We start from the raw sequence: 22,050 nt of genomic DNA on the forward strand, positions 1-22,050 counted from the left end.
TGATAACGGCTCGCATTTGCATTTGATACCCATTCGCTTAACGGGCATGCACCCGCAGGTGCATCACTGCCCTGCGCGTACCGACAGCAGGCCGCGACGCTTGAACCACCACTCCAGCGGCAGGGTCACCAGCGGCGGAATCGCGGCCAGCAAGGCCAGCCCCGTTGCCCACCATGGCCAGCGCAGGCGCAGGGCCGCAAACAGGGTCACCGCCACGTACACCATGAACGCCACGCCATGCAGCGGCCCGAACAGCTTCACCAGCGCGACGTTGGCCTGCGGGCCGTACTTGAGCCACATGCCGGCCAGCAGACCGGCCCAGGTGATGGCCTCGATGAAGGCGACGATCGCGAACAGGCGTCCGGTCGGATGCAGCGGGTTGCGGTGGGTCACGCAAGGCTCCAACAGTGGATATCAAATGCGAAAGATACGCAGATGCGAACGATCCGAACACCGAGGGTAGTGCCGGGCCATACCCGGCGAACGGTAGAGCTGTGTCCACCAAGGTGGACACCTACCGACGCGTTTCCGGCAGGATCTGCTCCCCGATCTCACGCAGCACCTCGTCCAGCGGCCGGCCGTTGTCGACCAGGTTGAACATCACATGGGCCACGCCCTGCGCGTGCACCCGCAACAGGTAGTCGCGCAGGCCATCGCGGCCCACCTTCAGACCCAGCGGCAACGGCTCTGCCGGCGCAGCCGGGTCGGCCTGCAGGTCCAGCAGCATCGACTGCACGAACGGTTTGGGCGTGCCGCCGCGTTGGGCCAGGGCCTGCTGCCAAAGACCGATGCGCCCTTCCTGCGCGGCTTCTTCGCGGTGGTAGGTCGCCCAGCCTTCGGCTTCGCGCGCGATCCACTGCAGGCTCTGCCGTGCAGTCCCGACCACCAGCATCGGAATGCGCCTGGCCGGCGCGGGAAGTACGTCGTATCCACCGGTTGCCTGCAACACCGGCGCACGCTCGGACGGTTCGGGCGACAGCGCTGCACGCAGCAGCGACCAGCGTTCGCGGAAGGTCGCTGCCCTGCTTTCCAGATCCTCGCAGAATGCCGCGAACTCTTCAGGTCGATCACCCGAGCCCAGGCCCAGCACGAAGCGCCCACCACTGATCCGGTCCAACGTCAGCGCCGACTTCGCCACCTGCAACGGGTGCCGCAATGGCAGCACGATGGCCGCAGTGCCGATCACGATGCGTTCGGTCGCCGCGGCCAGCATGCCCAGCCACAGGAATGGATCATCCAGCGCGATGGCAGTCGCATCCGGCCCCTGCGGCACCATCAACGGCACATCGCGGGTCCACAGCGCGGCGAAACCCAGATCGTCGGCCAGCCGCGCGATGCGTCGCGCCTCATGCGGATCGGCCAGGCCGTGTGCGGCCACCGGCGTCATCAGGCCAAGGCTGAGGCCCTGCGTTGGAAACAAGCGGGCATGGGCAGGATTGAAATCAGTCATGCCGCCAGCTTAGCGTGGGGCCTTGATGTCGTCCCGCCACAGGAAGTACAGCGCATGACCAGGATCCGCCCCGCCCACGTCGATGACCTGCCCGCGATCAGCGCGGTGTGCATGGCGGCGTTCACTGCAGCCGTTGCGCCCATGCTCACCGCCGAGGGCATCGCCACGTTCGGCACGGTGGCCGCTGCCTCTGCGTTCGCCGAGCGGCTGCAGGGCGACAACCACATCCTCGTGGCCGAACAGGAAGGCCGGGTGGTCGGCGTGGTGGAACTGAAGGCCGGCCAGCATCTGGCAATGCTGTTCGTCGCGCCGGAGCTGCAGGGGCAAGGCATTGGTCGTGCCCTGCTGCAGGCGGTGCTGCCGCAGGTGCGAGGCCCGCAGATGACCGTGCGCGCCTCGCTCAACGCGGTGCCCGCCTACGAACACTATGGATTCGTGCTGGATGGTGACGTCGGCCAGTTCAACGGCCTGATCTACCAGCCGCTGGTGTTGACGGTGCCCGCTTCGGCGGGTGCGGACCTGGGTCCGCACTGATCTCCAGCCCACATGCCGTGCTGCGCGTGCGACATAAGCAAACTGCATCAGCCAGCACCTCGACCGTTCCTACAATGGCCCCATCCCCCTGTCCTTCGAGATGCTGCCGATGCGCGTCGCGCTTTCCATGTTGCTGCTGGCCTCGGCCCTGAGCGCCTGCTCACCCGCTTCCGCTCCGGTGCCGACGGCGCAGGCCGCCTCCACCGCCCCGGCCTCTGCCATCGCCTGGCGCCAGGGCGATGTGGATGATGCCTTCAACGAAGCCGCCGAGAGTGGCAAGCCGGTGCTGCTGTACTGGGGCGCGGTGTGGTGCCCGCCGTGCAACCAGCTCAAGGCCGGGCTGTTCAAGGATCCGGCCTTCATCGCCCTGACCGGCAAATTCGTGCCGGTGTACCTGGACGGCGACGAGGAAGGCGCGCAGGCGTGGGGCGAACGCTTCGGCGTGCGCGGCTATCCGACCCTGATCGTGCTCGACCCGCAGCGCAACGAAATCACCCGCGTCGCCGGCGGCAACGACGCGGCCGAACTGACCCGTGCACTGACCGTCGCCGCCAGCCGCCGCAGCGCCGTCGCCGAGACTCTGGCCACCGCACTGGCGACGCCGGCCAAGCTTGGTGCCGAAGACTGGCAGGTGCTGGGCGACTACGGCTGGGAGGTCGATGCCAACCGCCTGGCCGGCAAGCGCAGCACGCAGGACGTGCTGCAGCAACTTGCCAAGGCCGCACCCGAACCTGCGCTGCAGCGTCGCTTCGCGCTGCTCGCCTTGGCTACAGCCGGGAAACCGACGACAGCGCCCACCCAGGTACGTGAGCTGTTGCAGGCCGTGCTGGCGCAGCCGGCGGAAGTACGTCGCAACCGCGAGCTGCTGGGCTATGCCGGCGCCGGGCTGGTCAAGCAGGCCAGCGCCGGTCCGGCCAGCAGCAATGCCCTCGGTCAGCAGCTGCTGGTCGCGCTGGAACGTGCCGATGCCGCGCGCGGTGATCGTGCTGACGATGCCTTGTCACGCGCGCTGACCGAGCTGGTGCTGGCCCGCCAGCAGCAGCCCGAAGGCGCGCTGCCGGCAGCCCTGGTTGAGCGGGTGAAGCAGCGCGTGACCGCCGCCGATGCCGCCGCCACGGACGCACACGCGCGCCAGGCCACCATCAGCAGTGCGGTCTACGCGCTGCGTCAGGTCGACGACGATGCGGGCGCCGAGGCCTTGCTGCTGGCAGAGCTGAAGCGCAGCGAGCAGCCTTACTACTACATGCCGGAGCTGGCCGAACTGGCCGAGCAGCGCGGTGATACCGCCGGCGCTCTGGAGTGGTTGAAGCGTGCCTACGAAGGCGCGCAGGGGCCTGCCACGCGCGTGCAGTGGGGCGTGCTGTACGTGGAAGGCCTGCTGCGGCTGGCGCCCGATGATGCAGCGCGCATCGAGCAGGCCACCGAGGCGTTGATCGCCGAGCTGGACAAGCAGCCGTCCGGCTACCACCAGCGCACGCGTCAGCGCTTCGAACGGCTGGCCGGACAGCTGCAGGCGTGGAGTGCGAAGCACAAGGGTGCGGAGACGCTGGCACGGTTGCAGCAGCGGATGCAGACCGCCTGTGGCGATCAGGTTGATAGCGCGTGCAAGGATTGGTTGAGCTGACGCCAGACGCAGAACTCGACGGATACCGGTAGTGCCGGCCGCTGGCCGGCACCCCCGACCATCACCAGCTGCCGGCCAGCGGCCGGCACTACCCGCCGGTGAGGGTTCCAAAAGCGGGTTCAGTAGTGCCAGCCCATGGCTGGCAGCTCGGAGTGTATGAAGTTGCCAGCCATGGGCTGGCACTACTGAAGCTTCGTTGCCGCTTGACCTCAACCAATGTTGAGGTGCGATAACAGTCTCCCCACGGCCACACCCCTGGCCTTCCCCACGGAGACTGTCTCGATGTCGTATTCGCTTCCCGCCCTCCCCTATGCCTACGACGCCCTCGAACCGCACTTCGATGCGCGCACGATGGAAATCCACCACGGCAAGCACCACCAGGCTTACATCAACAACCTCAATGCCGCGCTGGAACAGGCGGGTCTGCCCGCGCAGCCGGTGGAAACCCTGATCGCCGATCTGGATGCCCTGCCCGAATCGATCCGCGGCGCAGTGCGCAACAACGGCGGCGGCCACGCCAACCACAGCCTGTTCTGGACCGTCCTCAGTGCCAACGGCGGCACGGCCGATGACGAACTTGCCACGGCCATCGATCGCGACCTCGGAGGCTACGACGCCTTCAAAGAGACATTCAGCAAGGCCGCGCAGACCCGCTTCGGCAGTGGCTGGGCGTGGTTGACCGTCGATCGCGATGGCCGCCTGCAGGTCGAAAGCAGCGCCAACCAGGACAGCCCCCTGATGGGCGCAGCGGCGGGTGCCTCCGGCAATACCCCGATCCTTGCCCTGGATGTGTGGGAGCACGCCTACTACCTGCATTACCAGAACCGTCGCCCGGACTACATCGGCGCGTTCTTCAACCTCATCAACTGGGCCGAAGTCGGCCGGCGCTACCGCCAGGCCAGGGCCGCATGAACGCGGACTCTGGCGCATACGCCGGGCCGTGGGCAGGGGTCTTCCCCGCTCCGGCACCGGTGCCGTCGGTCAGCCTGCCGCCGCGTGCGCTGCGGCGGTTGCTCGGCCATTTCCCTACCGGTGTGGCGATCGTGTGCGCGCGTGATGCACAGGGAAAGCCGCAGGGCCTGACCATCAATTCGTTCGTGCCGATCTCGCTGCAGCCGCCACTGGTGCTGTGGAACCTGGCCCTGCATGCGCAGAGCCTGTCCACGTTCCAGCGCGCCACCCAGTTCGCGATCAGCGTGCTCGGCGCCGGACAGGAAGCCCTGGCGCGCCGTTTCGCCGACCCGCAGGTGCGCCATCGATTCACCGACGTGCCCTTGCTGGACGACGGCGAAGACGCGCCACCGCGTATCGCTGGTGCCGTCGTCCACCTCACCTGCACCCGCCACGCGCAGTGGCCGGTCGGCGATCACCTGCTGCTGGCCGGGCGCATCGTCGACGTGCGGGAAGAAGGCGGCGCACCGCTGCTGTTCCATCGCGGGCGCTTCCAGGCGGGTCCGGTGGAAACCCTGGTGGAGGTGCGCTGATGGACATCAACACGCTGGAAAACATGCTCGCCGCCGGCAAGGACAGCGCGCTGCTGCGCTTCGGCCTGGGCAAAAGCTGGCTGGACGCCGGCGATCCGGTGCGCGCAGCCACCCATCTGGGGCGCTGCGTGGTGCTGGACCCGGACTATTCGGCGGCGTGGAAGCTGCTGGGCAAAGCATGGCTGGCCGGTGGCCAGCCGCAGGCGGCGCGCGAGGCATGGCAGCGCGGGCTCAGCGTGGCCGGCAGCAAGGGCGACCAGCAGGCCCGCAAGGAGATGCAGGTGTTCCTGCGCAGGCTGGACCGCCAGTCGCCTGCGCTGTTGGCGAAGGCCGGCTGAAGACTCAGCCGGCGTTGGCCGATGCCGGTGCCGGCATGATGTCCGGCATCGGCAGGCGGCGCGGCTTGCTCGGGAACGCGTGGCGCAGGATGCGCCAGACCACCTGGGTGAACTGCCGCGGCAGCGAGCCGTTGTTGTAATGCTGGCCGTAACGACGGCAGATATCCTTCACTTCCTTGGCGATCGCCGCATAGCGGTTGGCCGGCAGATCCGGATAGAAGTGGTGCTCGATCTGGTGGCTGAGGTTGCCCGACAGCACGTTGATCACGAAACCGCCGCTGATGTTGGACGAACCGCGCAGCTGGCGCAGGTACCAGTGGCCGCGCGATTCATTGCGCAGGCATTCCTTCGGGAACGTTTCCGATTCGGCAGTGAAGTGCCCACAGAAGATGATCACGTAGGTCCAGATGTTGCGCAGGCCGTTGGCCACCATGTTGCCCAGCAACACCGGCAGGAAGAACGGACCGGCCAGCAGCGGGAAGAACACATAGTCCTTCAGCACCTGGCGGATCATCTTGCGTGCCACCGGACGGGTCTGCAGCCACATCGCGCGGCTGCTGATGCGGCCCTTGAACCAGCGGCCCAGGCGCAGATCCTGCGCAGCCACGCCCCACTGGAACAGCAGTGCGAAGATCGGCGCGATGATCGGCTGCAACAGGTAGAACGGCTTCCAGCGCTGCTCCGGGAAGATGCGCAGCAGGCCATAGCCGATGTCATCGTCCATGCCACGCACGTTGGTGTAGGTGTGGTGGCGGAAATTGTGGGTCTTGCGCCAGTTGTCGGCGGTGGCAACGATGTCCCATTCGTAGGTGTTGCCGTTGAGCTTGGGGTCGCCGGTCCAGTCGTACTGGCCGTGCATGACGTTGTGGCCCAGCTCCATGTTTTCCAGGATCTTGGCCAGCGCCAGCAGCAGGGTGCCGGCGATGCAGGCCGGCCACAGCAGCGGCGCCCAGAACAACGGCGAGAACGCGCCCAGGAACAGCAGGCTGCGGCCAAGCACGCCGGACCAGCGCACAGCCGCTGCGACGCGGCGGATGTAGCGGGTGTCGGACGCGCCGAGGCTGCCGATCACACGGTCGCGGATCGCATCGAGTTCCTCACCAAACGTCTGCATCTCGGCAGGGCTCAGGGCACGGTCGGTAGCGCGGGTCATGGCAGCGGGGTCCTCAGAGATCCAGGGTCAGGTCGGTGGTCGGCGCGCTCACGCAGATCCGCACCGGCACGGCCGTTTCGGACTGGGTGTCGCCGGTGCGCAGATGGCGGGTAGTGCCACTGACGCGTTCACAGGTGCAGCTGTTGCAGATGCCCATGCGGCAGCCGTGCTTGGGCGCGATGCCCTGCGCCTCCAGGCTTTCCAGCAGCGAGCGGCCGCGCGGCACGATCAGCCGCCGGCCGCTGCGGGCCAGGGTCAATGCGACCTCGCCCAGGCTGTCGGCATCACTGAGTGCTGCCGGTGGGGTAAAGGCTTCCGCCTGGAAGCCGGCCACGTGCTGGGCCAGCCGCGTGCGCGCGGCGGCAACGAAACCGTCCGGGCCGCAGGCCAGTACATGGCGCTGCGCCAGCGGGGTGTCGTCACCGGCAACGGCCAGCGTGTGGCTGTCGATACGCGCAGCCGGCACGTCGCCTTCGCGGGTGGTCAGCAGGTGCACGCGCAGGTTCGGATGCGCCGCAGCCAAGGCCAGCAGTTCATCGCGGAACTGGAACGCCGCTGCGCTGCGCTCCCAGTAGAACAGGTCGACCGGCGCAGCCAGCGGGCGCTGGCAGGCGTCGCGCAGCAGGCTGCGCATGGGCGTGATGCCGCTACCGGCCGCCAGCAGCAATACCGGCGCGGCGGCAGGCATGTGGAAATCACCGAAGGCCGCGTCCAGCCGGAACAGGTCGCCCGGCGTGGCATGTGCGACCAGATGCTGGCTGACCTTGCCGCCTTCCACCGCCTTGACGGTAATGGCCAGCTCGCGGCGGCCCAGGCGGGTCGGGCTGTAGCTGCGGCGCAATACACGCCCCTCAAGCTCAACGCCGAGGGTGACGTGCTGGCCGGCGCGCATCCCGGCCCAGTGCCGGTTGCAGCGCAGGACCAGGGTCGCGGCGCCCTCTCCGGCCGGCTCGCGCCGTACCAGGCGGGCCATCGGCTCACGCAGGGTCCACAACGGATTCAGCTGGCCCGCCCAGAAGTCGAACAGCGACGGCGACAGCCAGCGGTACGGGGAAAGCAGGGAAGGTCGGACGACAGCGCTCATGGGCGCACTATACGGCCGCACACACAGCTGTGTATACATGTGTATATTGCACCGGATTGGGTATGATTCAGCCTTGCCCCACCGGAAGTGCCATGGCCGCCGCCACCGTTCTGTCTCCGCCTGAAGATGCCAACAGCCCGGCCCGCCGTACGGTGAGCCGCGAGGATCTGTTGGCCGCCGCGTTGAAACTGATCGGCCCGCATCGCAGCCTGTCCACCCTCAGCCTGCGCGAAGTCGCGCGCGAGGCCGGCATCGCACCCAACAGCTTCTATCGCCAGTTCCGCGACATGGACGAACTGGCCGTCGCCCTGATCGATGTGGCCGGGCGCTCACTGCGCACCATCATCGGCGAAGCCCGTCAGCGCGCTACGTCCAGCGCCACCAGCGTGGTGCGCGTATCGGTGGAAACCTTCATGGAACAGCTGCGCGCCGACGACAAGCTGCTGCACGTGCTGTTGCGCGAAGGCGCGGTCGGCTCGGACGATTTCAAGCACGCGGTCGAACGCGAACTGCACTACTTCGAAGAAGAGCTGCAGCACGATCTGGTGCGCTTGGCCGCACTGGATGGCGCGGTGCTGTACAAGCCGGAACTGGTGTCGATGGCGATCACCCGACTGGTGTTTGCAATGGGCGCTTCGGCCATGGACCAGCCCCCGGAGAACGACCCGGAACTGGTCGAACAGATCTCCACGATGATCCGCATGATCATCGTCGGCGCGCGCACTCCCGCCGCCTTCCGTCGCGGCTGACCCCTTCCGGGGCATGACCACCGGCACGCTTCCGTGCGCATTGTGTAATGTTATAACACTCGAATTCGAGTAAAGACCACGGTCCCGCCGCGAGCTGAAACGGTAATATAGCAATTGCTATATTGATGACCTTCTGCTTTCATGTGCGCCAGCCAGGTCGCCCTCGCCGCCCTCCCTCCCCAAGGACGACGCCCTCATGCGCATTGCTGCCTCCCTTCTTCGCCGGCTGCCGCTGGCTGCCGGTATCGCCGCCGCCCTGCCACTGGCCGCAGTCGCTGCACCGCCCTCTCCTACCGAGCTGGACCGGGTGCAGGTGAAAGTCAGCACCGCCACCCGCAGCGAACGCCTGCTGTCGGACGTACCGATCCGCACCGAAGTACTGCGCAAGGAAGACATCGCACTGCGCGCAGCCACCGATTTTTCTCGCGCGGTGGAGCTGATCAACGGCCTGCGGGTGGAAAGCAACTGCCAGAACTGCAACACCAGCGAGGTGCAGCTGCTGGGCCTTCCCGGTGCCTACAACCAGTTGCTGTTTGATGGCATTCCACTGCTGTCCACGCTGGGCAGCGTGTACGGGCTGGAACAGATTCCCGCCGGCTTCGTCGACCGCATCGAAGTGGTCAAGGGCGGTGGTTCGTCGCTGTACGGGCCGGGCGCGGTGGCCGGTGTCATCAATCTGATTCCGCCGCTGCCTGCACGCAGCGGCGGCCATGTGCAGGCCGGCGTGGATGTGCTGAAGGGCACGCCGCAGAAAAACGCCGACGTCCGTCTGGATCTGGTCGCCAGCGAAGCCGACGCCGGACTGTCGGTGATCGCCCAGCGCAACTGGAACAGCGGCATCGACTACAACGGCGACGGCTATACCGAGATCACCCGCAAGAACCTCAAGGTGGGTGGCCTACAGGCCTGGTATGCGCCGAATCCGGGCACGCGCCTGCGGCTGGACCTGCAGGTGACCGATGAGAGCCGTCGCGGTGGCAACCGCCTCGACCAGCCCGAACACCTGGCCAACATCGCCGAATCGCTGGATACGAACTACCGTCGCGGCAGCCTGTCATGGGACCAGGAAGTGAACAGCGACGTCGACTTCCGTCTGGCCTACGCCTTCGCTGACATCGACCGCGACAGCTTCTATGGCGGTCTTGGCGATGTGGTCACCGATCCGTCGGCGCCCGGCTACGATCCTTCGCAGCTGGACCCGAACGTGCCCGGCAGTGCCGCATCACGCTCGTGGCGCCAGTACGGGCGCACCCACAACCCGCTGCAGTACATCGACAGCCAGTTGAACTGGCGGTTGGGTGCACACACGCTCGCGTTCGGCGTGCAGTACAAGCATGAGGGCCTGCGTGACGACAACCGCGATGGCGCCGGCCAGCGCCTGGCCGTGCTCGAGGATGCGACGTTCCACAACCTCGGCGCGTTCGTGCAGGACGAATGGAGCGTACGCGATGACATCGACCTGGTGCTGGGTGCGCGCGTGGACAAGAGTTCGGAACTGGACAGCGCCGTGTTCTCGCCGCGTATTGCCCTCGCCTGGCAGGCGACTCCCCGGCTGAAATGGCGTGCGGGCATCGCCACCGGCTTCCGTGCGCCGGAAATCTTCGTCGAGGATGTCCACGTCGATACCCTCGGTGGCGAACAGGTGCGCGTGCGCAACACCCGTGGCCTGAAGGAGGAGCGCGCGCTGACCACCCTGTTCGGATTCGACTGGCGCTCCGACCCGGCCGACCCGGTATGGAGCTGGGATGCCACTGCGTCCTACGCACGCATCCGTGACACCTTCGCGCTGGGCGAGATCCAGCGCGGCGATGATGGCCAGCTGACACAGCTGCGCTACAACGCGTCCGGCTCGAACGTACTGGGCATGGAAACCAACGTCGGCTGGCAGCCCTCACCGCAATGGCGGCTGACTGCCGGTGCGTCGTGGTACCGCTCGCAGTTCCGCGAGCCGCAACGCATCTTCGATGACACCGCCGACGGAGGCGATACGGTGATCGACAGCCGCGACTACCTGAAGACGCCGCGCTGGACCGGCGTGGCCCAGCTCAGCTGGATGCCGGCCGAACCCTGGGAGACGTTCCTGGCGCTGCGCCACACCGGATCGATGCCGGTGCTCAACAACCGGCTGGGCGAACTGCACCGCACCCGCGCGTTCCTGGTCACCGATCTCGGCGCGCGCTGGCATCGCCATCTGGGCGCGCAGGCACAGCAGGAAGTGTCGGTGGCGGCCGGGGTCAAGAACGTGTTCGACCAACGGCAGAAGGATCTGGAAAGCGGCGCGCTGCGCGACAGCGACTACGTGTACGGTCCGCGTTTCGCCCGCTCGTGGTACGTGAACCTGCGTTATGCGTTCTAGCTGGCTGCCCGCACTGCTGCTGGCACTGGCATGGCCTGCCGCGGCGGCCGACCTGCACGCGCAGGTCTCCGCGTCGCTGATGCGGCCCGAGCCACGTTCCCTGCGGCCGGTGCAGTGGTCGCCACCGCCGAAGCTGATCGCACTGTACTTCGGTGCCGACTGGTGCGCGCCCTGCCACGCCTTCGTGCCGACCCTGCGCGGCGTGCGCGACGCGCTGCGCGAGGCCGGCGCCGATACCGAAGTGGTGTATGTCAGCCTGGATGAAAGCGAGGCGGCGTTGCGGCGCTACATGCAGCTGCAGGACATGCCGTGGCCGGTGCTGGACCCGCGTCGCGCGAAGCGCATGCCGTCACTGCAGGCATTGGCGGGCCCGGCCCCGCCCAACCTGGTGCTGATCGATGCGCAGGGCACGGTGCTGGCCAATGGCTGGCAGGGGCGGCGCTACAGCGGGCTGCAACCGGTATTGCAGGAATGGCGGAAGCAGGCGTGTGCGCAACAGCAGGCGCGCTGCCCCACTGGCGGCGTTCAACTCCGGTAGCGCCGGGCCATGCCCGGCGAAATACGTAATGCGGCAACGCGCCCGCCGGGCATGGCCCGGCGCTACCGTTCGGCGGAACCGCCCTCGGCCTTGCGTACGAATTCGTCGAACAGAGCCAGTGTCTGTTCACTGACGTGGTGCTCGATGCCTTCGGCATCACGCCGCGCGGTATCCGGGTCCACGCCCAGCGCCAGCAGGAAGCGTTCCACGGTCTGGTGGCGCTGGCGGCTGGCATGGGCCAACGCCTCGCCCTCCGGGGTCAGGAACACGCCGCGGTATGGGCGCTGCACCACCCAACCGTCACGGGCCAGCCGGCGCAGCATCTTCGCCACGGTCGGCTGGGCCACGCCGAGACGGGTAGCGATGTCGACCTGGCGGGCCTCGCCGCCGTCGGCCAACAGGTCGGAGATCAGCTCGACATAGTCCTCCACCAGTTCCATCCGGTGTGCCTCGCGCACTTGCCGGAAGCTCTCGACCTGGCGCTCGGCCTCGATCAAGGGGGTGCTTTTCAGCGATGTCGAATCGTCCGTCTTGCCCACGCGTGTGCCTGTCCTGCAGTTGTCATCGGGTGCGAACCTGAATTCTGGACCAGTGACGCAGTAAAGACGATTGTTTCACATTGCTATGCGATATAGCAGTGGCTATATTGGCAGTCATGAACACCGTCGCACCCACCGATTCTGCCGCCTCCACTCCGGCCAGCCTGGGTGCGCTCAACGCTTCGATTGCCGTACCTGACAAAGGCCATTGGTGGTTCCGGCTGCTGGCCTTCCTTGGCCCGGGCTACATGGTGTCGGTCGGTTACATGGACCCGGGCAACTGGGCCACCGATCTGGCAGGCGGCTCGCGCTTCGGCTACCTGCTGCTGTCGGTCATCCTGATCTCCAACCTGATGGCAGTGATCCTGCAGGCGTTGTCGGCACGGCTGGGCATCGCCACCGGCATGGACCTGGCGCAGGCCTGCCGTGCGCGCTACCCCAAGCCGGTGAACCTGGCGCTGTGGGCGCTGTGCGAAGCGGCGATCATCGCCTGCGACCTGGCCGAAGTGATCGGCACGGCCATTGCCTTGAAACTGTTGTTCGACCTGCCGTTGCTGTGGGGCGCGGTGATCACCGCGCTGGACACGCTGCTGGTGCTGCTGCTGATGAACCGTGGTTTCCGCGCGCTGGAAGCCTTCGTGATCGCGCTGCTGCTGGTGATCTTCGGCTGCTTCATGGTGCAGATCGCGCTGGCCGCGCCGCCGGTGATGCAGGTGCTGGGCGGTTTCATTCCGCGCGCGCAGGTGGTCACGGATCCGCATGCGCTGTACATCGCCATCGGCATCATCGGTGCCACGGTGATGCCGCACAACCTGTACCTGCACTCTTCCATCGTGCAGACCCGTGCCTATCCACGCACCGATGAAGGCCGTCGCAGCGCGCTGCGCTGGGCAGTCACCGACAGCACCGTTGCCCTGACCCTGGCGCTGTTCATCAACGCCAGCATCCTGATCCTGGCGGCGTCGGTGTTCCATGCCAATGGCCGCTTCGATGTGGAAGACATCGAGCAGGCGCACCAGTTGCTGGCGCCGATGCTGGGCGTGGGCCTTGCCTCGACATTGTTCGCCGTGGCGCTGCTTGCTTCCGGCTTGAACTCCACCGTGACGGCGACACTGGCCGGGCAGATCGTGATGGAAGGGTTCCTGCGCCTGCGCCTGCCGCCGTGGCTGCGGCGCTTGATCACCCGCGCGCTGGCCATCATCCCCGTGGTGGTGGTGATCATGCTGTTCGGCGACCAGGGCGCGGTAAAGCTGCTGGTGCTGAGCCAGGTGGTGCTGTCGATGCAGCTGCCGTTCGCGATCATCCCGCTGGTGCGGATCGTCACCGACAAGGTGACGATGGGCGCGCTGGTGGCGCCGCGCTGGCTGGGCGGCATCGCCTGGGTGATCGCGCTGGTGATCGTGGTGCTGAACGTGAAGCTGCTGGTGGATACGTTCGCTGGCGGTTGATCCGCGCGCCCGGGCTCGGATCCCTTGCCACAGGCAAGGGCTCTGACCCCGATGATCGAAGCCATGCGTCGAAGTGGGGTCAGAGCCCTAGCCTGCGGCGAGGGATCCGACCCTGATCCTGGGCTACAGGAACTCCGCGATTGCCGCTTCGATCTGCTGCGGCGACTGGAAACCCGGCATGCGCATGCGCTCGTCACCGTCCAGGAACAGCGACAGCGTGGGGGTCTGCCGCAGGCCCAGCTCGCGGAAGAACGCCTCGCCCACCACCTCCAGCTGCACCCGCAGCAGGGTCGTGCCCTGCCCTGCAGTGCCGCTGGCCACCCGCTGCAGCGACATGTCCAGCATCCGGCAACCCGGGCACTGGTCCTTGTGGAAGTCCACCAGCACGCGCGGATGGTCGGCCAGCAACTGCTGGAACTGCTCAGGCGTGGTGGCGTCGATGATCTGCATCGGTGGTACTCCAGTAATGATCCAGGACCGCGTCGGTCCAGCTGTTGATGGCCGTGGCATGCCGACGGCCATGTGGCATCTGTTCGATCTCCAGCGGCGGATAGCCGCTGTGGAAATAGCGGATCAGCCGGTGCACCGCACCGCAGTAGTACTCCTGCCCCCACTGCGTTTCGCCCGTACCGAACACCGCCACCTGGCGCGGTCGCTGGCCGCGTTCGGCGATACCTGCTACCCACGCCTTCATCTCCGACGGCGTGCGCCCGGCGTTGTCGGTCCAGCAACCCAGCAGCACCAGGTCGGCCTCGTCCACCGGCAGCGGCGGGCACTGGCGCGGGTCGTCGGCGTCCTGCCAGTGCACGGCGTGGCCTGTGGCCCGGCAACGCTCGGCGATGTGGCGGCCGAGCTCGCGGGTGTTGCCACTGAGCGACGCCACCACGATCAGGATGCGCAGCGCCGGGCCGCGCTCAGAGGTCGTCGAAGCCGTTGTCGACGTTGGTCTTCTTGTAGCTTGCATTGCGCATCTCGAAGAAGTCGGTCTTGGTCTCGGTGAAGTTGTCGGCGTAGGCCTTGATCCACGGCATCACGTTGTCGGTGGTGTCGCTGTACAGGCGCTCGATGCCGAGCATGCCGGCCATCTTGTTGGCGCGGTACTTCACGTAGCGCACCATCTCATCCACGTCGATACCGTCGATGCCGTCCAGCACCTCCGCCGACCATTGGGTTTCCAGTTCGATGGCATGTTCGAACGACTGGTGCACGTAGGCGGTCAGCTCGTTGGTCTGCAGCTCCGGGTTCTCGCCGATGATGGCGCGGATCAGCTCGCTGATGAACTTGGTGTGGGCCAGTTCGTCACGGTTGATGAAGCTGATGATCTTGCCGGTGCCGTTCATGCGGTTCTGCCGCACCATGTTGTAGAAGTACGCGAAACCGGAATAGAAGTTGATGCCTTCCAGGATCGAGGACTGGATCAGCGACTTCAGCAGGGTTTCGGCGGTCTTCTCGCGCATGAAATCGTCATACGCCCCCATGATCGGCGCGTTGCGCTTGATGATGGTCGGGTGGGTGCGGGCGATCTCGAAGATGCGGTTCTGGTTGGGAAGATCGGTGATCGAGGCCAGCACGTAGCTGTAGCTCTCGTTGTGGATCACTTCCTGCTGACCGATGATCGCCGCGTTGGCGTGCGCGGCTGGGTCGGTGATGTATTCGGCGACGTTGTAGATGAAGCGCGTCTGCGGCGAATCCAGCGTGGCCAGCAGGCCGATGATGGAATCGTAGGCATTCTTCTCGCGCGCATTGAGCTCGCCGTACTGGCGTGCATCCACCTTCATGTCCACCTCGTCGGGGATCCAGAAGTTGGTCGACAGCTCCTTGTAGGCGCGATAGAACGACGGGTAGGGAATGTCGTTCCAGTTCAGGATGCCGCTGGTGCGGCCGTTGATGATGCCGGTGCTGCGGTTGGGGTGGCGCGGTTCGAGGATCTTGATGCGGTCGAGGGGGGTTGCCATGGTCGTTCCTGCAGAGGTAGCGCCGGGCCATGCCCGGCGGAATTTACGGTGGCCGCGCGGTGCGCTCGCCGGGCATGGCCCGGCGCTACCGCGGCTGGGGCGCAGCGGTCAGCTCGAGCACCACTCGCATTCGCTGATGTCGATGTCGTTGGAGCGCACGTAGTAGGTGGTCTTCAGCCCTTCCCGCCAGGCACTCAGGTGCAGCTCCAGCAGCGTGCTGGCGCGGATCGTGCTCGGCACGTAGAGGTTGAAGCTGATCGACTGGTCCACATGGCGCTGGCGGCGCGCGTTCTGCCGCACACTGGCGAACTGGTCGACCTTGTAGGCGCCCTTCTCGTAGTACGGCCAGGTATCCAGCGACAGCCCGGGTGCAGCCACCGGCCGCCGGAAGTCCTTCTTTTCCTCGTAGTAGAACGCGCTGTAGATCGGATCGATCGACGCGGTGGAACCCGCGATCTGTGCGGTGCTCATGTTCGGTGCCACTGCCAGCAGCCAGCCGTTGCGCAGGCCGCTGCTCGCCACCTCGCGCGCAAGACTTTCCCAGGCAGCGCCGCTGTAATCGCGGTCACGGAAATAGTTGCCGTTGTGCCAGTCGCTGCCGGCGAACATCGGGTAGCTGCCCTTCTCCTTGGCCAGCTGCGCGCTGGCCTGGATGGTCAGGAAGTTGATGCGTTCGAACAGGCGATCGGACAGTTCCTCGGCCTCGGGCGATTCCCAGTGGATCGCCTGCTGTGCCAGCAGGTGGTGCCAGCCGAACGTGCCCAGGCCGATGGCGCGGTACTTGCGGTTGGTGATGGTGGCCTGCGGCACCGGCAGCGCATTGAGATCGATCACGTTGTCGAGCATGCGCACCTGGATCGGAATCAACCGCTCCAGCACATCCGTGGCCAGCAGATCCTCGGGGGCGGTGATGGCACGGCCGAGGTTGATCGATGACAGGTTGCAGACCACGAAGTCACCGGCACGACGGGTGGTGACGATCTGGTCGCCGCTGACGATCTCCTGGATCATCCGCGTCGGGCTCATGTTCTGCAGGATCTCGGTGCACAGGTTGCTGGAATAGACCATGCCCGCGTGCTTGTTCGGGTTCTTCCGGTTCACTTCGTCGCGGTAGAACAGGAACGGGTTACCGGTTTCCAGCTGGCTGAGCATGATCCGCTTGAACAGGTCGATCGCCTTCACCGTGCGGCGGCTGATGCGTTCGTCTGCCACCAGTTCGGCGTAGCGGTCGCGGAAGCTGCCCTGCCCGCGCTTCTCGTCGTAGAAGTCCTGCAGGTACCAGCCCTTGGCCTGCTTCACCTCGTGCGGATCGAACAGGTACCAGTCGGCACGGCGCTCGACGGCCTCCATGAACAGATCGGGCACGCAGATCGCGGTGAACACATCGTGCGCGCGCAGGCGCTGGTCGCCGTTGTTCAGGCGCAGGTCCATGAAGGCTTCGATGTCGCGATGCCAGATGTCCAGGTACACCGCCACCGCGCCCTTGCGCTGGCCGAGCTGGTCGACCGACACCGCGGTGTTGTTGAGCTGCTTGATCCACGGCACGACGCCGCCGGACGAGTTGGGCACGCCGCGGATCGGCGCACCACTGCTGCGCACGTACCCCAGGTACGCACCCACACCGCCGCCGTGCTTGGACACGCGGGCAATATCGGTGTTGGAGTCATAGATGCCCTGCAGGCTGTCATCGACGGTATCGATGAAGCAGCTCGACAGCTGGCCGCCGACCTTGCCGGCGTTGGCCAGGGTCGGCGTGGCCACCGTCATGTACAGGTTGGACAGTGCCCAGTAAGCCTCGCCCACCAGCTGCATGCGCCGCACGCGGCCGTTCTCACCCGGCCCGCCCTCGTTCTGCATCAGGTACAGGGCGATGGTCAGCCAGCGTTCCTGCGGCAGTTCATACACCTCGCGGCTGCGATCGGTGGCCAGATAGCGCGTGGCCAGCAGGTACAGGCCGTTGTAGGCGAACAGACGATCGCGCTCGGGGTCGATCATCTCGCCGGCCTGCTGCAGTTCTTCCTTCGAATAGCAGCGCAGGATGTCGTTGCTGTAGATGCCGCGGTCGGCCAGGCTTTCCTGCAGGCCCACGTAGGAGCCGTATTTCAGGCTGACATCGTAGAAGCGATTGCGGCTGGCACGCTTGTACAGCCGGCGCAGGTACAGGCGTGCGGCAAACTGTTCCCACTCGGGCGCGACAAGATCGACGCGCGATTCCGCTTCGCGGATCAGCAGATCCACCAGATCATCGGCGCTGATGCTGGGCTTGCGCTCGACCATCGCCAGCACCACGCGGCGGTAGTCGGCCACATCCAGCTGTGGCAGCTCGGCATGGATCGTGTCGATGCTGCGCAGCAGGCGTGCCGCATCGTATGGCAGGCGACGATTGCCGGCTTCCTTGGTGATCCAGGTCGGCACGCGCTCGCCGCTGGCGCGCATGGCGTCGCCGGCGCCGGCCAGGTCGGCCACGCGGAAGGTACTGTCGGTCATGGTGGTGGAACTCCAGGCTCGTACGCGCGTCGGCGCCCGATGCCATGGCGGCCCTGCACGCGATACCGGCGCGCGGAGCGAACGGGTGAAGTGCCAGGGTGCAGGAACGTAGGTCGTCGGCATCTGCCTGCGCCTGCGGCCGGTATCCGGGCCGTGGGGGCGACCTGCGTCCGCACGATGGCGGCCGCGTCGACACGGCAAGCCTTCAGGGGCGGGCCGCGGGACGTTTGCTGCATGTCCGGCGGCGGCGGCTGACCGGGAGTGACAGCCACAACATAGTGGGGATGTTCGGAGTCGTCAACACAAGATGCAGTAATCACGTCATGTCGCGACCATCGGTCGCAGGATGCCGTGTTGCACCTCCATCACCTTGTTGACGCCGCACACGTCCCCAGTTCGGTATCACATCAACTTTTCCGGAACACCGCTCATGCGCGCTGCCCAGTACTCCTCCTTCGGCGACCCGGCCGACGTCCTTGCCGTTGCCGACGCCGCACTGCCCGAACCCGGCCCCGGCGAGGTGCGCATCCGCACCGTGCTCGCCTCGATCCACAACCACGACCTGCTGACCGTGCGTGGCCTGTACGGCTACAAGCCGACGTTGCCGGCCATCGGTGGCAGCGAAGCACTGGGCGTGGTCGATGCGCTCGGCGAGGGCGTCGATGGCCTGCAGATCGGCCAGCGTGTTGCCGCTGCCTCGGTGCACGGCACCTGGGCCGAAGCGTTCATCGCGCCGGCGCGGATGGTGATCCCGATGCCGGAGTCGATCCCCGACGAAATGGCCGCACAGCTGATCGCGATGCCGCTGAGCGCGCTGATGCTGCTGGAGTTCCTGCGCGTCGAGCCGGGCCAGTGGGTCGTGCAGAACACCGCCAACGGTGCCGTCGGCAAGTCGCTGGCGATGCTGGCAAAGGCGCGCGGCGTGCACGTGGCCAACCTGGTGCGCAACGCGGAAGCGGTGGCGCAGCTGCAGGCGCTCGGCATCGATCACGTGTTCGATACCTCGGTGGACGGCTGGAAGGACCGCGTGCGCGAAGCCACCGGCGAAGCACAGGCCGCGGCTGCGGTCGATTCCATCGGTGGCGATGCCAGCGGCGACCTGGTCGACCTGCTCGGTCACCACGGCACCCTGGTCTCGTTCGGCGTGATGAGCGGCGAGCCGATGCGCATTCCCGCCGGTGGCCTGATCTACAAGGAAGCCACGGTGAAGGGCTTCTGGGGCAGCAAGGTCAGCCAGGCGATGGCGGTGGAAGACAAGCGCAGGCTGGTTGGCGAGCTGCTGAAGCGCGCGGCCGGCGGTGAACTGACCTTGCCGGTGGAGCGGATCTTCGCCCTGGACGACATCGCCCAGGCCGCAAAGGCCGGTGCTGGCTCGGGTCGCAATGGCAAGGTGCTGCTGCGCCCTTGATGGCTTGGCACACCTTTCTGTAGAGCCGAGCCATGCTCGGCTGCTTTCCCTCCGGCGTGCGGACCAACGGTCCGCACCCACCGGAGCACAGGCCACTCCGCCAAGGGCGGTGACTTTCGTTAAGAACCTGTGATGTATAACTGAATGCGCTTTCGTCATTGGAAGGCGCACTGACCCGCGTGCGGTACTGACGGCTCCTCCCCCGTTTGGCGTAGTCGCTTCCATGTATCGCACCACCCTGCTTTCCAGCGCGGTCGCGCTGGCCCTCGTCGCCGGCACTGCCGGCGCCGCTGAAACCGCCGATACCGGCAAGGACAGCACCACCCTCGGCACCGTGCTGGTGACCGGCTCGAACATCAAGCGCAGCGACACCGCCGGCCCCAATCCGGTGCAGATCGTCACCCGCGAGCAGATCCTGCAGACCGGCCGCTCCACCCTTACCGACGTGCTGCGCAACCTGTCGGCCAACGCCGGCAACAGCTTCGACGAACAGTACACCGGCAGCTTCGCTGCGGGCTCGGCGTCGATCGGCCTGCGCGGCCTGTCACCGAAGAACACGCTGGTGCTGGTCAACGGCTACCGCGTGGCCAACTTCGGCTTCGCGCTCAACACCCAGGACACCTTCGTCGACCTCAACGCGCTGCCGATCAGCGCGGTCGAGCGCATCGAAGTGCTGAAGGATGGCGCCTCGGCGGTGTACGGCTCGGACGCCATCGCCGGCGTCATCAACATCATCCTGCGCCGTGATTTCCAGGGCGTGGAAGTCGGCGGTGGCTTCGGCACCGCCACCCACGGCGGTTTGAACGAGCGCAAGGCCAACCTGCTGGCCGGCTTCGGTGACCTCGAGCAGCAGGGCTGGAACGTGCTGTTCGGGCTGGACCTGCTCAAGCGCGACCGCCTCGATGCTGACCAGCGCGCGTACACCCGCGACGGCGATTTCCGCGACAAGCCCGGTGGCCGCCTCGCCGGCTGGTCCACGGCCGGTGGCAACTGGCTGTCCAATCCACGTGCGCCGCAGCCGTTCTCGCCCTGCCCCGATGGCAGCGAGCTGCGTCCCTACAGTGACTTCGGCAGCACCCTGCCCGGCCAGGCCTGCGCCTTCAACGCGCAGCCATTCAAGACCCTGCAGCCCGGCGCCGAGCGCCTGCAGGCGTCGTTGAGCGCGACCTACCGCTTCAACGACAGCATCGAAGCCTTCGCTGATGTGCTGTACAGCCACAACAAGGCCGACCAGATCTTCAGCGCGCCGCTGACGGTCGGCCCTGGCCTGCGTGCCTACAATCCCGCCACCGGCACGTTGACCGATATCGCCGCCGTGCTGCCGGTCGGCCATCCGAACAATCCGGGCAGCGCGCCGCTGCCGTTCGAATACACCTTCTTCGATCTCGGCCCGCGCCTGAAGGACAACACCCAGGTGTTCTACCGCGCCCTGGCCGGCGTGCGTGGCACCGGTGAACGCTGGGACTGGGAAGTGGCCGCACTGACCTCGCAGAGCGCGCAGCGCGAGTACGTGGACAACTTCGTGGACCGCTACGCCTTCCAGCAGATCCTGCGCGATGGCAGCTACAACTTCCTCGATCCGTCCAGCACGCCGGGCGCACTGGACGACCTGCGCCTGCAGACCAAGCGTCCGGGCTGGTACAAGCTGCATTCGCTCAACATCAAGGCATCGACCTCGTTGTGGGAACTGCCGGCCGGTGCGATCGGCTTCGCCTGGGGCGCGGAATTCCGCAAGGAATCGCTGGACGCGCGCACCAGTGCGCAGGTGCTGTCCGGTACCGAGCTGCGCCCGGCGATCAACATCGTCGACGGCGAACGCCAGGTCAGTGCCGCCTATGCCGAGTTCAGCGTGCCGCTGCACCGCACGCTGGAGCTGCAGGTGGCCGGTCGCGGTGACCACTACGATGACTTCGGCAAGGCGTTCTCGCCGAAGTTCGCGCTGCGCTGGCAGCCGCTGGACAGCCTGCTGCTGCGCGGCTCGTTCTCGCGTGGCTTCCGAGCACCTTCACTGCCGGAGATCGCACCGGGGCAGACCATCAGCTACGGCTCGGTGGTCGATCCGTTCGATCCGCTGCAGCCCGGTGGCAGCCGTGGCGTGACCAACCTGCGCACCGGCAATCCGGACCTGAAAGCCGAACGCTCGCGCAACCTCAATGTCGGCGCGGTGTGGTCACCGGATGCCGATTCCAGCATCGGCCTGGACTGGTACCGCATCGAGCAGGACAACCTGGTCAAGCCGGACAGCGCGCAGTTCATCGTCAACAACCCGGACCTGTTCCCCGGCCGCGTGCAGCGCGATGCACAGGGCCGCATCCAGATCATCACCAACCAGTACGCGAACCAGGGCGAGCTGACCACCTCGGGCATCGACCTGGAAGCGAACCGTACTTTCCGCACCGATGGCTGGGGCAACTTCACCGTGGCTGGCAGCTGGACCCACCTGCTCAGCTTCAAGCAGCCGCTGGTGGCTGGACAGGCGCCCTATGACGGCGCCGGCAACAACCGCCATGGCGCGCTGCCACGCACGCGCGGCACCACGTCGTTGAACTGGGCGGTGGGTGACTGGAGCAGCACGCTGAGCCTGCAGTACGTGAGCGGCTATGACCAGCGCGTGGCCACCGCCACCAGCAATCCGGGCCTGCGCGACAAGGTCAAGCCATACCATCAGCTGGACCTGTACGTGGCCTACGAGGGCATTCCGAAGACCACGCTGTCACTGTCGGTGCTGAACCTGACCGACAAGGATCCGCCGTTCGATCCGGCCGGCGGCTCCAGCGGCTTCGACATCAGCCAGTACAACCTGCGCGGTCAGTTCGTTTCGCTGGGCGCGCGCTACCGGTTCTGATTGAACAGCAGGGGCGGCGGTGATGCGCCGCCCCGTTCGCGTTGCCGGCCAGCGGCCG

The 22,050-nt window shown here is 66.6% G+C and carries 20 protein-coding genes; 11 read left to right on the forward strand and 9 right to left on the reverse strand.

Features of this window, described 5'->3' with window-relative positions:
• Window positions 1-63 precede the first annotated feature (63 nt).
• Both CR156_RS09895 and CR156_RS09900 read right to left on the reverse strand, forming a co-directional pair.
• Window positions 64-393, reverse strand: a complete 330-nt coding sequence (locus CR156_RS09895) for a DUF3817 domain-containing protein (RefSeq protein ID WP_230109969.1) — start codon at window positions 391-393, stop codon at window positions 64-66.
• Window positions 394-514: 121 nt separating this feature from the next.
• Entirely contained in the window at window positions 515-1,450 is a 936-nt protein-coding gene (locus CR156_RS09900) for a TIGR03571 family LLM class oxidoreductase (protein WP_100552725.1), read from the reverse strand.
• Between the two features lie 54 nt (window positions 1,451-1,504).
• Between CR156_RS09900 and CR156_RS09905 the strand changes: the two genes are divergently transcribed.
• The 5 genes from CR156_RS09905 (at window position 1,505) to CR156_RS09925 (ending at window position 5,430) form a co-directional block, all read left to right on the forward strand.
• Complete coding sequence (locus CR156_RS09905; protein ID WP_100552726.1) at window positions 1,505-1,984, forward strand: GNAT family N-acetyltransferase; 480 nt, start codon at window positions 1,505-1,507, stop codon at window positions 1,982-1,984.
• Between the two features lie 100 nt (window positions 1,985-2,084).
• A complete protein-coding gene (locus CR156_RS09910) occupies window positions 2,085-3,608 on the forward strand; it encodes a thioredoxin family protein (protein ID WP_100552727.1) in 1,524 nt (507 codons plus the stop codon).
• A 282-nt stretch (window positions 3,609-3,890) separates the two neighbouring features.
• Window positions 3,891-4,520 carry a superoxide dismutase gene (locus CR156_RS09915; RefSeq protein WP_100552728.1) on the forward strand — a complete coding sequence of 210 codons (630 nt, stop codon included), beginning with the start codon at window positions 3,891-3,893 and terminating at the stop codon, window positions 4,518-4,520.
• Window positions 4,517-5,092, forward strand: coding sequence for a flavin reductase family protein (locus tag CR156_RS09920; RefSeq protein WP_100552729.1), 576 nt, complete (start codon window positions 4,517-4,519; stop codon window positions 5,090-5,092). Before CR156_RS09915 ends, CR156_RS09920 begins: the two co-directional genes overlap by 4 nt.
• A complete protein-coding gene (locus tag CR156_RS09925; RefSeq protein ID WP_100552730.1) occupies window positions 5,092-5,430 on the forward strand; it encodes a tetratricopeptide repeat protein in 339 nt (112 codons plus the stop codon). The genes CR156_RS09920 and CR156_RS09925 overlap by 1 nt, the downstream gene beginning before the upstream one ends.
• Window positions 5,431-5,434: 4 nt before the next feature.
• Here the strand turns inward: CR156_RS09925 and CR156_RS09930 are convergent, their stop codons facing one another.
• Window positions 5,435-6,583 carry a fatty acid desaturase family protein gene (locus tag CR156_RS09930; protein WP_100552731.1) on the reverse strand — a complete coding sequence of 383 codons (1,149 nt, stop codon included), beginning with the start codon at window positions 6,581-6,583 and terminating at the stop codon, window positions 5,435-5,437.
• Between the two features lie 13 nt (window positions 6,584-6,596).
• Entirely contained in the window at window positions 6,597-7,667 is a 1,071-nt protein-coding gene (locus CR156_RS09935; protein ID WP_409349549.1) for a ferredoxin reductase, read from the reverse strand.
• Window positions 7,668-7,759: 92 nt separating this feature from the next.
• On the opposite strand from CR156_RS09935, the gene fabR reads away from it, so the two are divergent.
• The 3 genes from fabR to CR156_RS09950 all read left to right on the forward strand — a co-directional run bounded on the left by fabR (window position 7,760) and on the right by CR156_RS09950 (window position 11,310).
• Entirely contained in the window at window positions 7,760-8,416 is a 657-nt protein-coding gene (gene fabR, locus CR156_RS09940; RefSeq protein WP_033831321.1) for an HTH-type transcriptional repressor FabR, read from the forward strand.
• A 196-nt stretch (window positions 8,417-8,612) separates the two neighbouring features.
• A complete protein-coding gene (locus tag CR156_RS09945) occupies window positions 8,613-10,772 on the forward strand; it encodes a TonB-dependent receptor plug domain-containing protein (RefSeq protein ID WP_100552733.1) in 2,160 nt (719 codons plus the stop codon).
• Window positions 10,762-11,310 carry a thioredoxin-like domain-containing protein gene (locus CR156_RS09950; RefSeq protein WP_100552734.1) on the forward strand — a complete coding sequence of 183 codons (549 nt, stop codon included), beginning with the start codon at window positions 10,762-10,764 and terminating at the stop codon, window positions 11,308-11,310. The genes CR156_RS09945 and CR156_RS09950 overlap by 11 nt, the downstream gene beginning before the upstream one ends.
• A 62-nt stretch (window positions 11,311-11,372) precedes the next feature.
• On the opposite strand, the gene mntR is transcribed toward CR156_RS09950, so the two are convergent.
• A complete protein-coding gene (gene mntR, locus CR156_RS09955) occupies window positions 11,373-11,849 on the reverse strand; it encodes a manganese-binding transcriptional regulator MntR (protein ID WP_100552735.1) in 477 nt (158 codons plus the stop codon).
• Between the two features lie 116 nt (window positions 11,850-11,965).
• Here mntR and CR156_RS09960 point away from each other — a divergent pair, with 116 nt between their 5' ends.
• Window positions 11,966-13,297: an Nramp family divalent metal transporter gene (locus tag CR156_RS09960; protein WP_100465632.1), complete on the forward strand. Its 1,332-nt coding sequence runs from the start codon at window positions 11,966-11,968 to the stop codon at window positions 13,295-13,297.
• A gap of 123 nt (window positions 13,298-13,420) precedes the next feature.
• On the opposite strand, the gene CR156_RS09965 is transcribed toward CR156_RS09960, so the two are convergent.
• The 4 genes from CR156_RS09965 to CR156_RS09980 form a co-directional block, all read right to left on the reverse strand.
• A complete protein-coding gene (locus tag CR156_RS09965) occupies window positions 13,421-13,747 on the reverse strand; it encodes a thioredoxin family protein (RefSeq protein ID WP_032975313.1) in 327 nt (108 codons plus the stop codon).
• The gene (locus CR156_RS09970; RefSeq protein ID WP_409349570.1) at window positions 13,719-14,186 is read right to left on the reverse strand and encodes a flavodoxin; all 468 of its coding nucleotides are present in this window, start codon (window positions 14,184-14,186) and stop codon (window positions 13,719-13,721) included. The genes CR156_RS09965 and CR156_RS09970 overlap by 29 nt, the downstream gene beginning before the upstream one ends.
• Before the next feature lie 25 nt (window positions 14,187-14,211).
• Window positions 14,212-15,252, reverse strand: coding sequence for a ribonucleotide-diphosphate reductase subunit beta (locus CR156_RS09975; protein ID WP_025878567.1), 1,041 nt, complete (start codon window positions 15,250-15,252; stop codon window positions 14,212-14,214).
• 108 nt (window positions 15,253-15,360) lie between these two features.
• The gene (locus tag CR156_RS09980) at window positions 15,361-17,688 is read right to left on the reverse strand and encodes a ribonucleoside-diphosphate reductase subunit alpha (protein ID WP_243381964.1); all 2,328 of its coding nucleotides are present in this window, start codon (window positions 17,686-17,688) and stop codon (window positions 15,361-15,363) included.
• A gap of 481 nt (window positions 17,689-18,169) precedes the next feature.
• Between CR156_RS09980 and CR156_RS09985 the strand changes: the two genes are divergently transcribed.
• Both CR156_RS09985 and CR156_RS09990 read left to right on the forward strand, forming a co-directional pair.
• Entirely contained in the window at window positions 18,170-19,147 is a 978-nt protein-coding gene (locus tag CR156_RS09985; RefSeq protein WP_100552738.1) for a zinc-binding dehydrogenase, read from the forward strand.
• Between the two features lie 223 nt (window positions 19,148-19,370).
• Complete coding sequence (locus CR156_RS09990; RefSeq protein ID WP_100552739.1) at window positions 19,371-21,992, forward strand: TonB-dependent receptor; 2,622 nt, start codon at window positions 19,371-19,373, stop codon at window positions 21,990-21,992.
• Window positions 21,993-22,050 lie beyond the last annotated feature (58 nt).

Origin of the sequence: Stenotrophomonas lactitubi (assembly GCF_002803515.1) — a bacterium.
GTDB lineage: Bacteria > Pseudomonadota > Gammaproteobacteria > Xanthomonadales > Xanthomonadaceae > Stenotrophomonas > Stenotrophomonas lactitubi.

Coding starts and splice junctions, on each gene's coding strand:
- CR156_RS09915 (WP_100552728.1), top strand. CDS start 3,891: ATGTCGTATTCGCTTCCCGCCCTCCCCTATGCCTACGACGCCCTCGAA.
- CR156_RS09950 (WP_100552734.1), top strand. CDS start 10,762: ATGCGTTCTAGCTGGCTGCCCGCACTGCTGCTGGCACTGGCATGGCCT.
- CR156_RS09910 (WP_100552727.1), top strand. CDS start 2,085: ATGCTGCCGATGCGCGTCGCGCTTTCCATGTTGCTGCTGGCCTCGGCC.
- CR156_RS09945 (WP_100552733.1), top strand. CDS start 8,613: ATGCGCATTGCTGCCTCCCTTCTTCGCCGGCTGCCGCTGGCTGCCGGT.
- CR156_RS09900 (WP_100552725.1), bottom strand. CDS start 1,450: ATGACTGATTTCAATCCTGCCCATGCCCGCTTGTTTCCAACGCAGGGC.
- CR156_RS09925 (WP_100552730.1), top strand. CDS start 5,092: ATGGACATCAACACGCTGGAAAACATGCTCGCCGCCGGCAAGGACAGC.
- CR156_RS09975 (WP_025878567.1), bottom strand. CDS start 15,252: ATGGCAACCCCCCTCGACCGCATCAAGATCCTCGAACCGCGCCACCCC.
- CR156_RS09930 (WP_100552731.1), bottom strand. CDS start 6,583: ATGACCCGCGCTACCGACCGTGCCCTGAGCCCTGCCGAGATGCAGACG.
- CR156_RS09965 (WP_032975313.1), bottom strand. CDS start 13,747: ATGCAGATCATCGACGCCACCACGCCTGAGCAGTTCCAGCAGTTGCTG.
- CR156_RS09990 (WP_100552739.1), top strand. CDS start 19,371: ATGTATCGCACCACCCTGCTTTCCAGCGCGGTCGCGCTGGCCCTCGTC.
- CR156_RS09905 (WP_100552726.1), top strand. CDS start 1,505: ATGACCAGGATCCGCCCCGCCCACGTCGATGACCTGCCCGCGATCAGC.
- CR156_RS09985 (WP_100552738.1), top strand. CDS start 18,170: ATGCGCGCTGCCCAGTACTCCTCCTTCGGCGACCCGGCCGACGTCCTT.
- CR156_RS09980 (WP_243381964.1), bottom strand. CDS start 17,688: ATGCGCGCCAGCGGCGAGCGCGTGCCGACCTGGATCACCAAGGAAGCC.
- CR156_RS09960 (WP_100465632.1), top strand. CDS start 11,966: ATGAACACCGTCGCACCCACCGATTCTGCCGCCTCCACTCCGGCCAGC.
- CR156_RS09920 (WP_100552729.1), top strand. CDS start 4,517: ATGAACGCGGACTCTGGCGCATACGCCGGGCCGTGGGCAGGGGTCTTC.
- CR156_RS09935 (WP_409349549.1), bottom strand. CDS start 7,667: ATGAGCGCTGTCGTCCGACCTTCCCTGCTTTCCCCGTACCGCTGGCTG.
- fabR (WP_033831321.1), top strand. CDS start 7,760: ATGGCCGCCGCCACCGTTCTGTCTCCGCCTGAAGATGCCAACAGCCCG.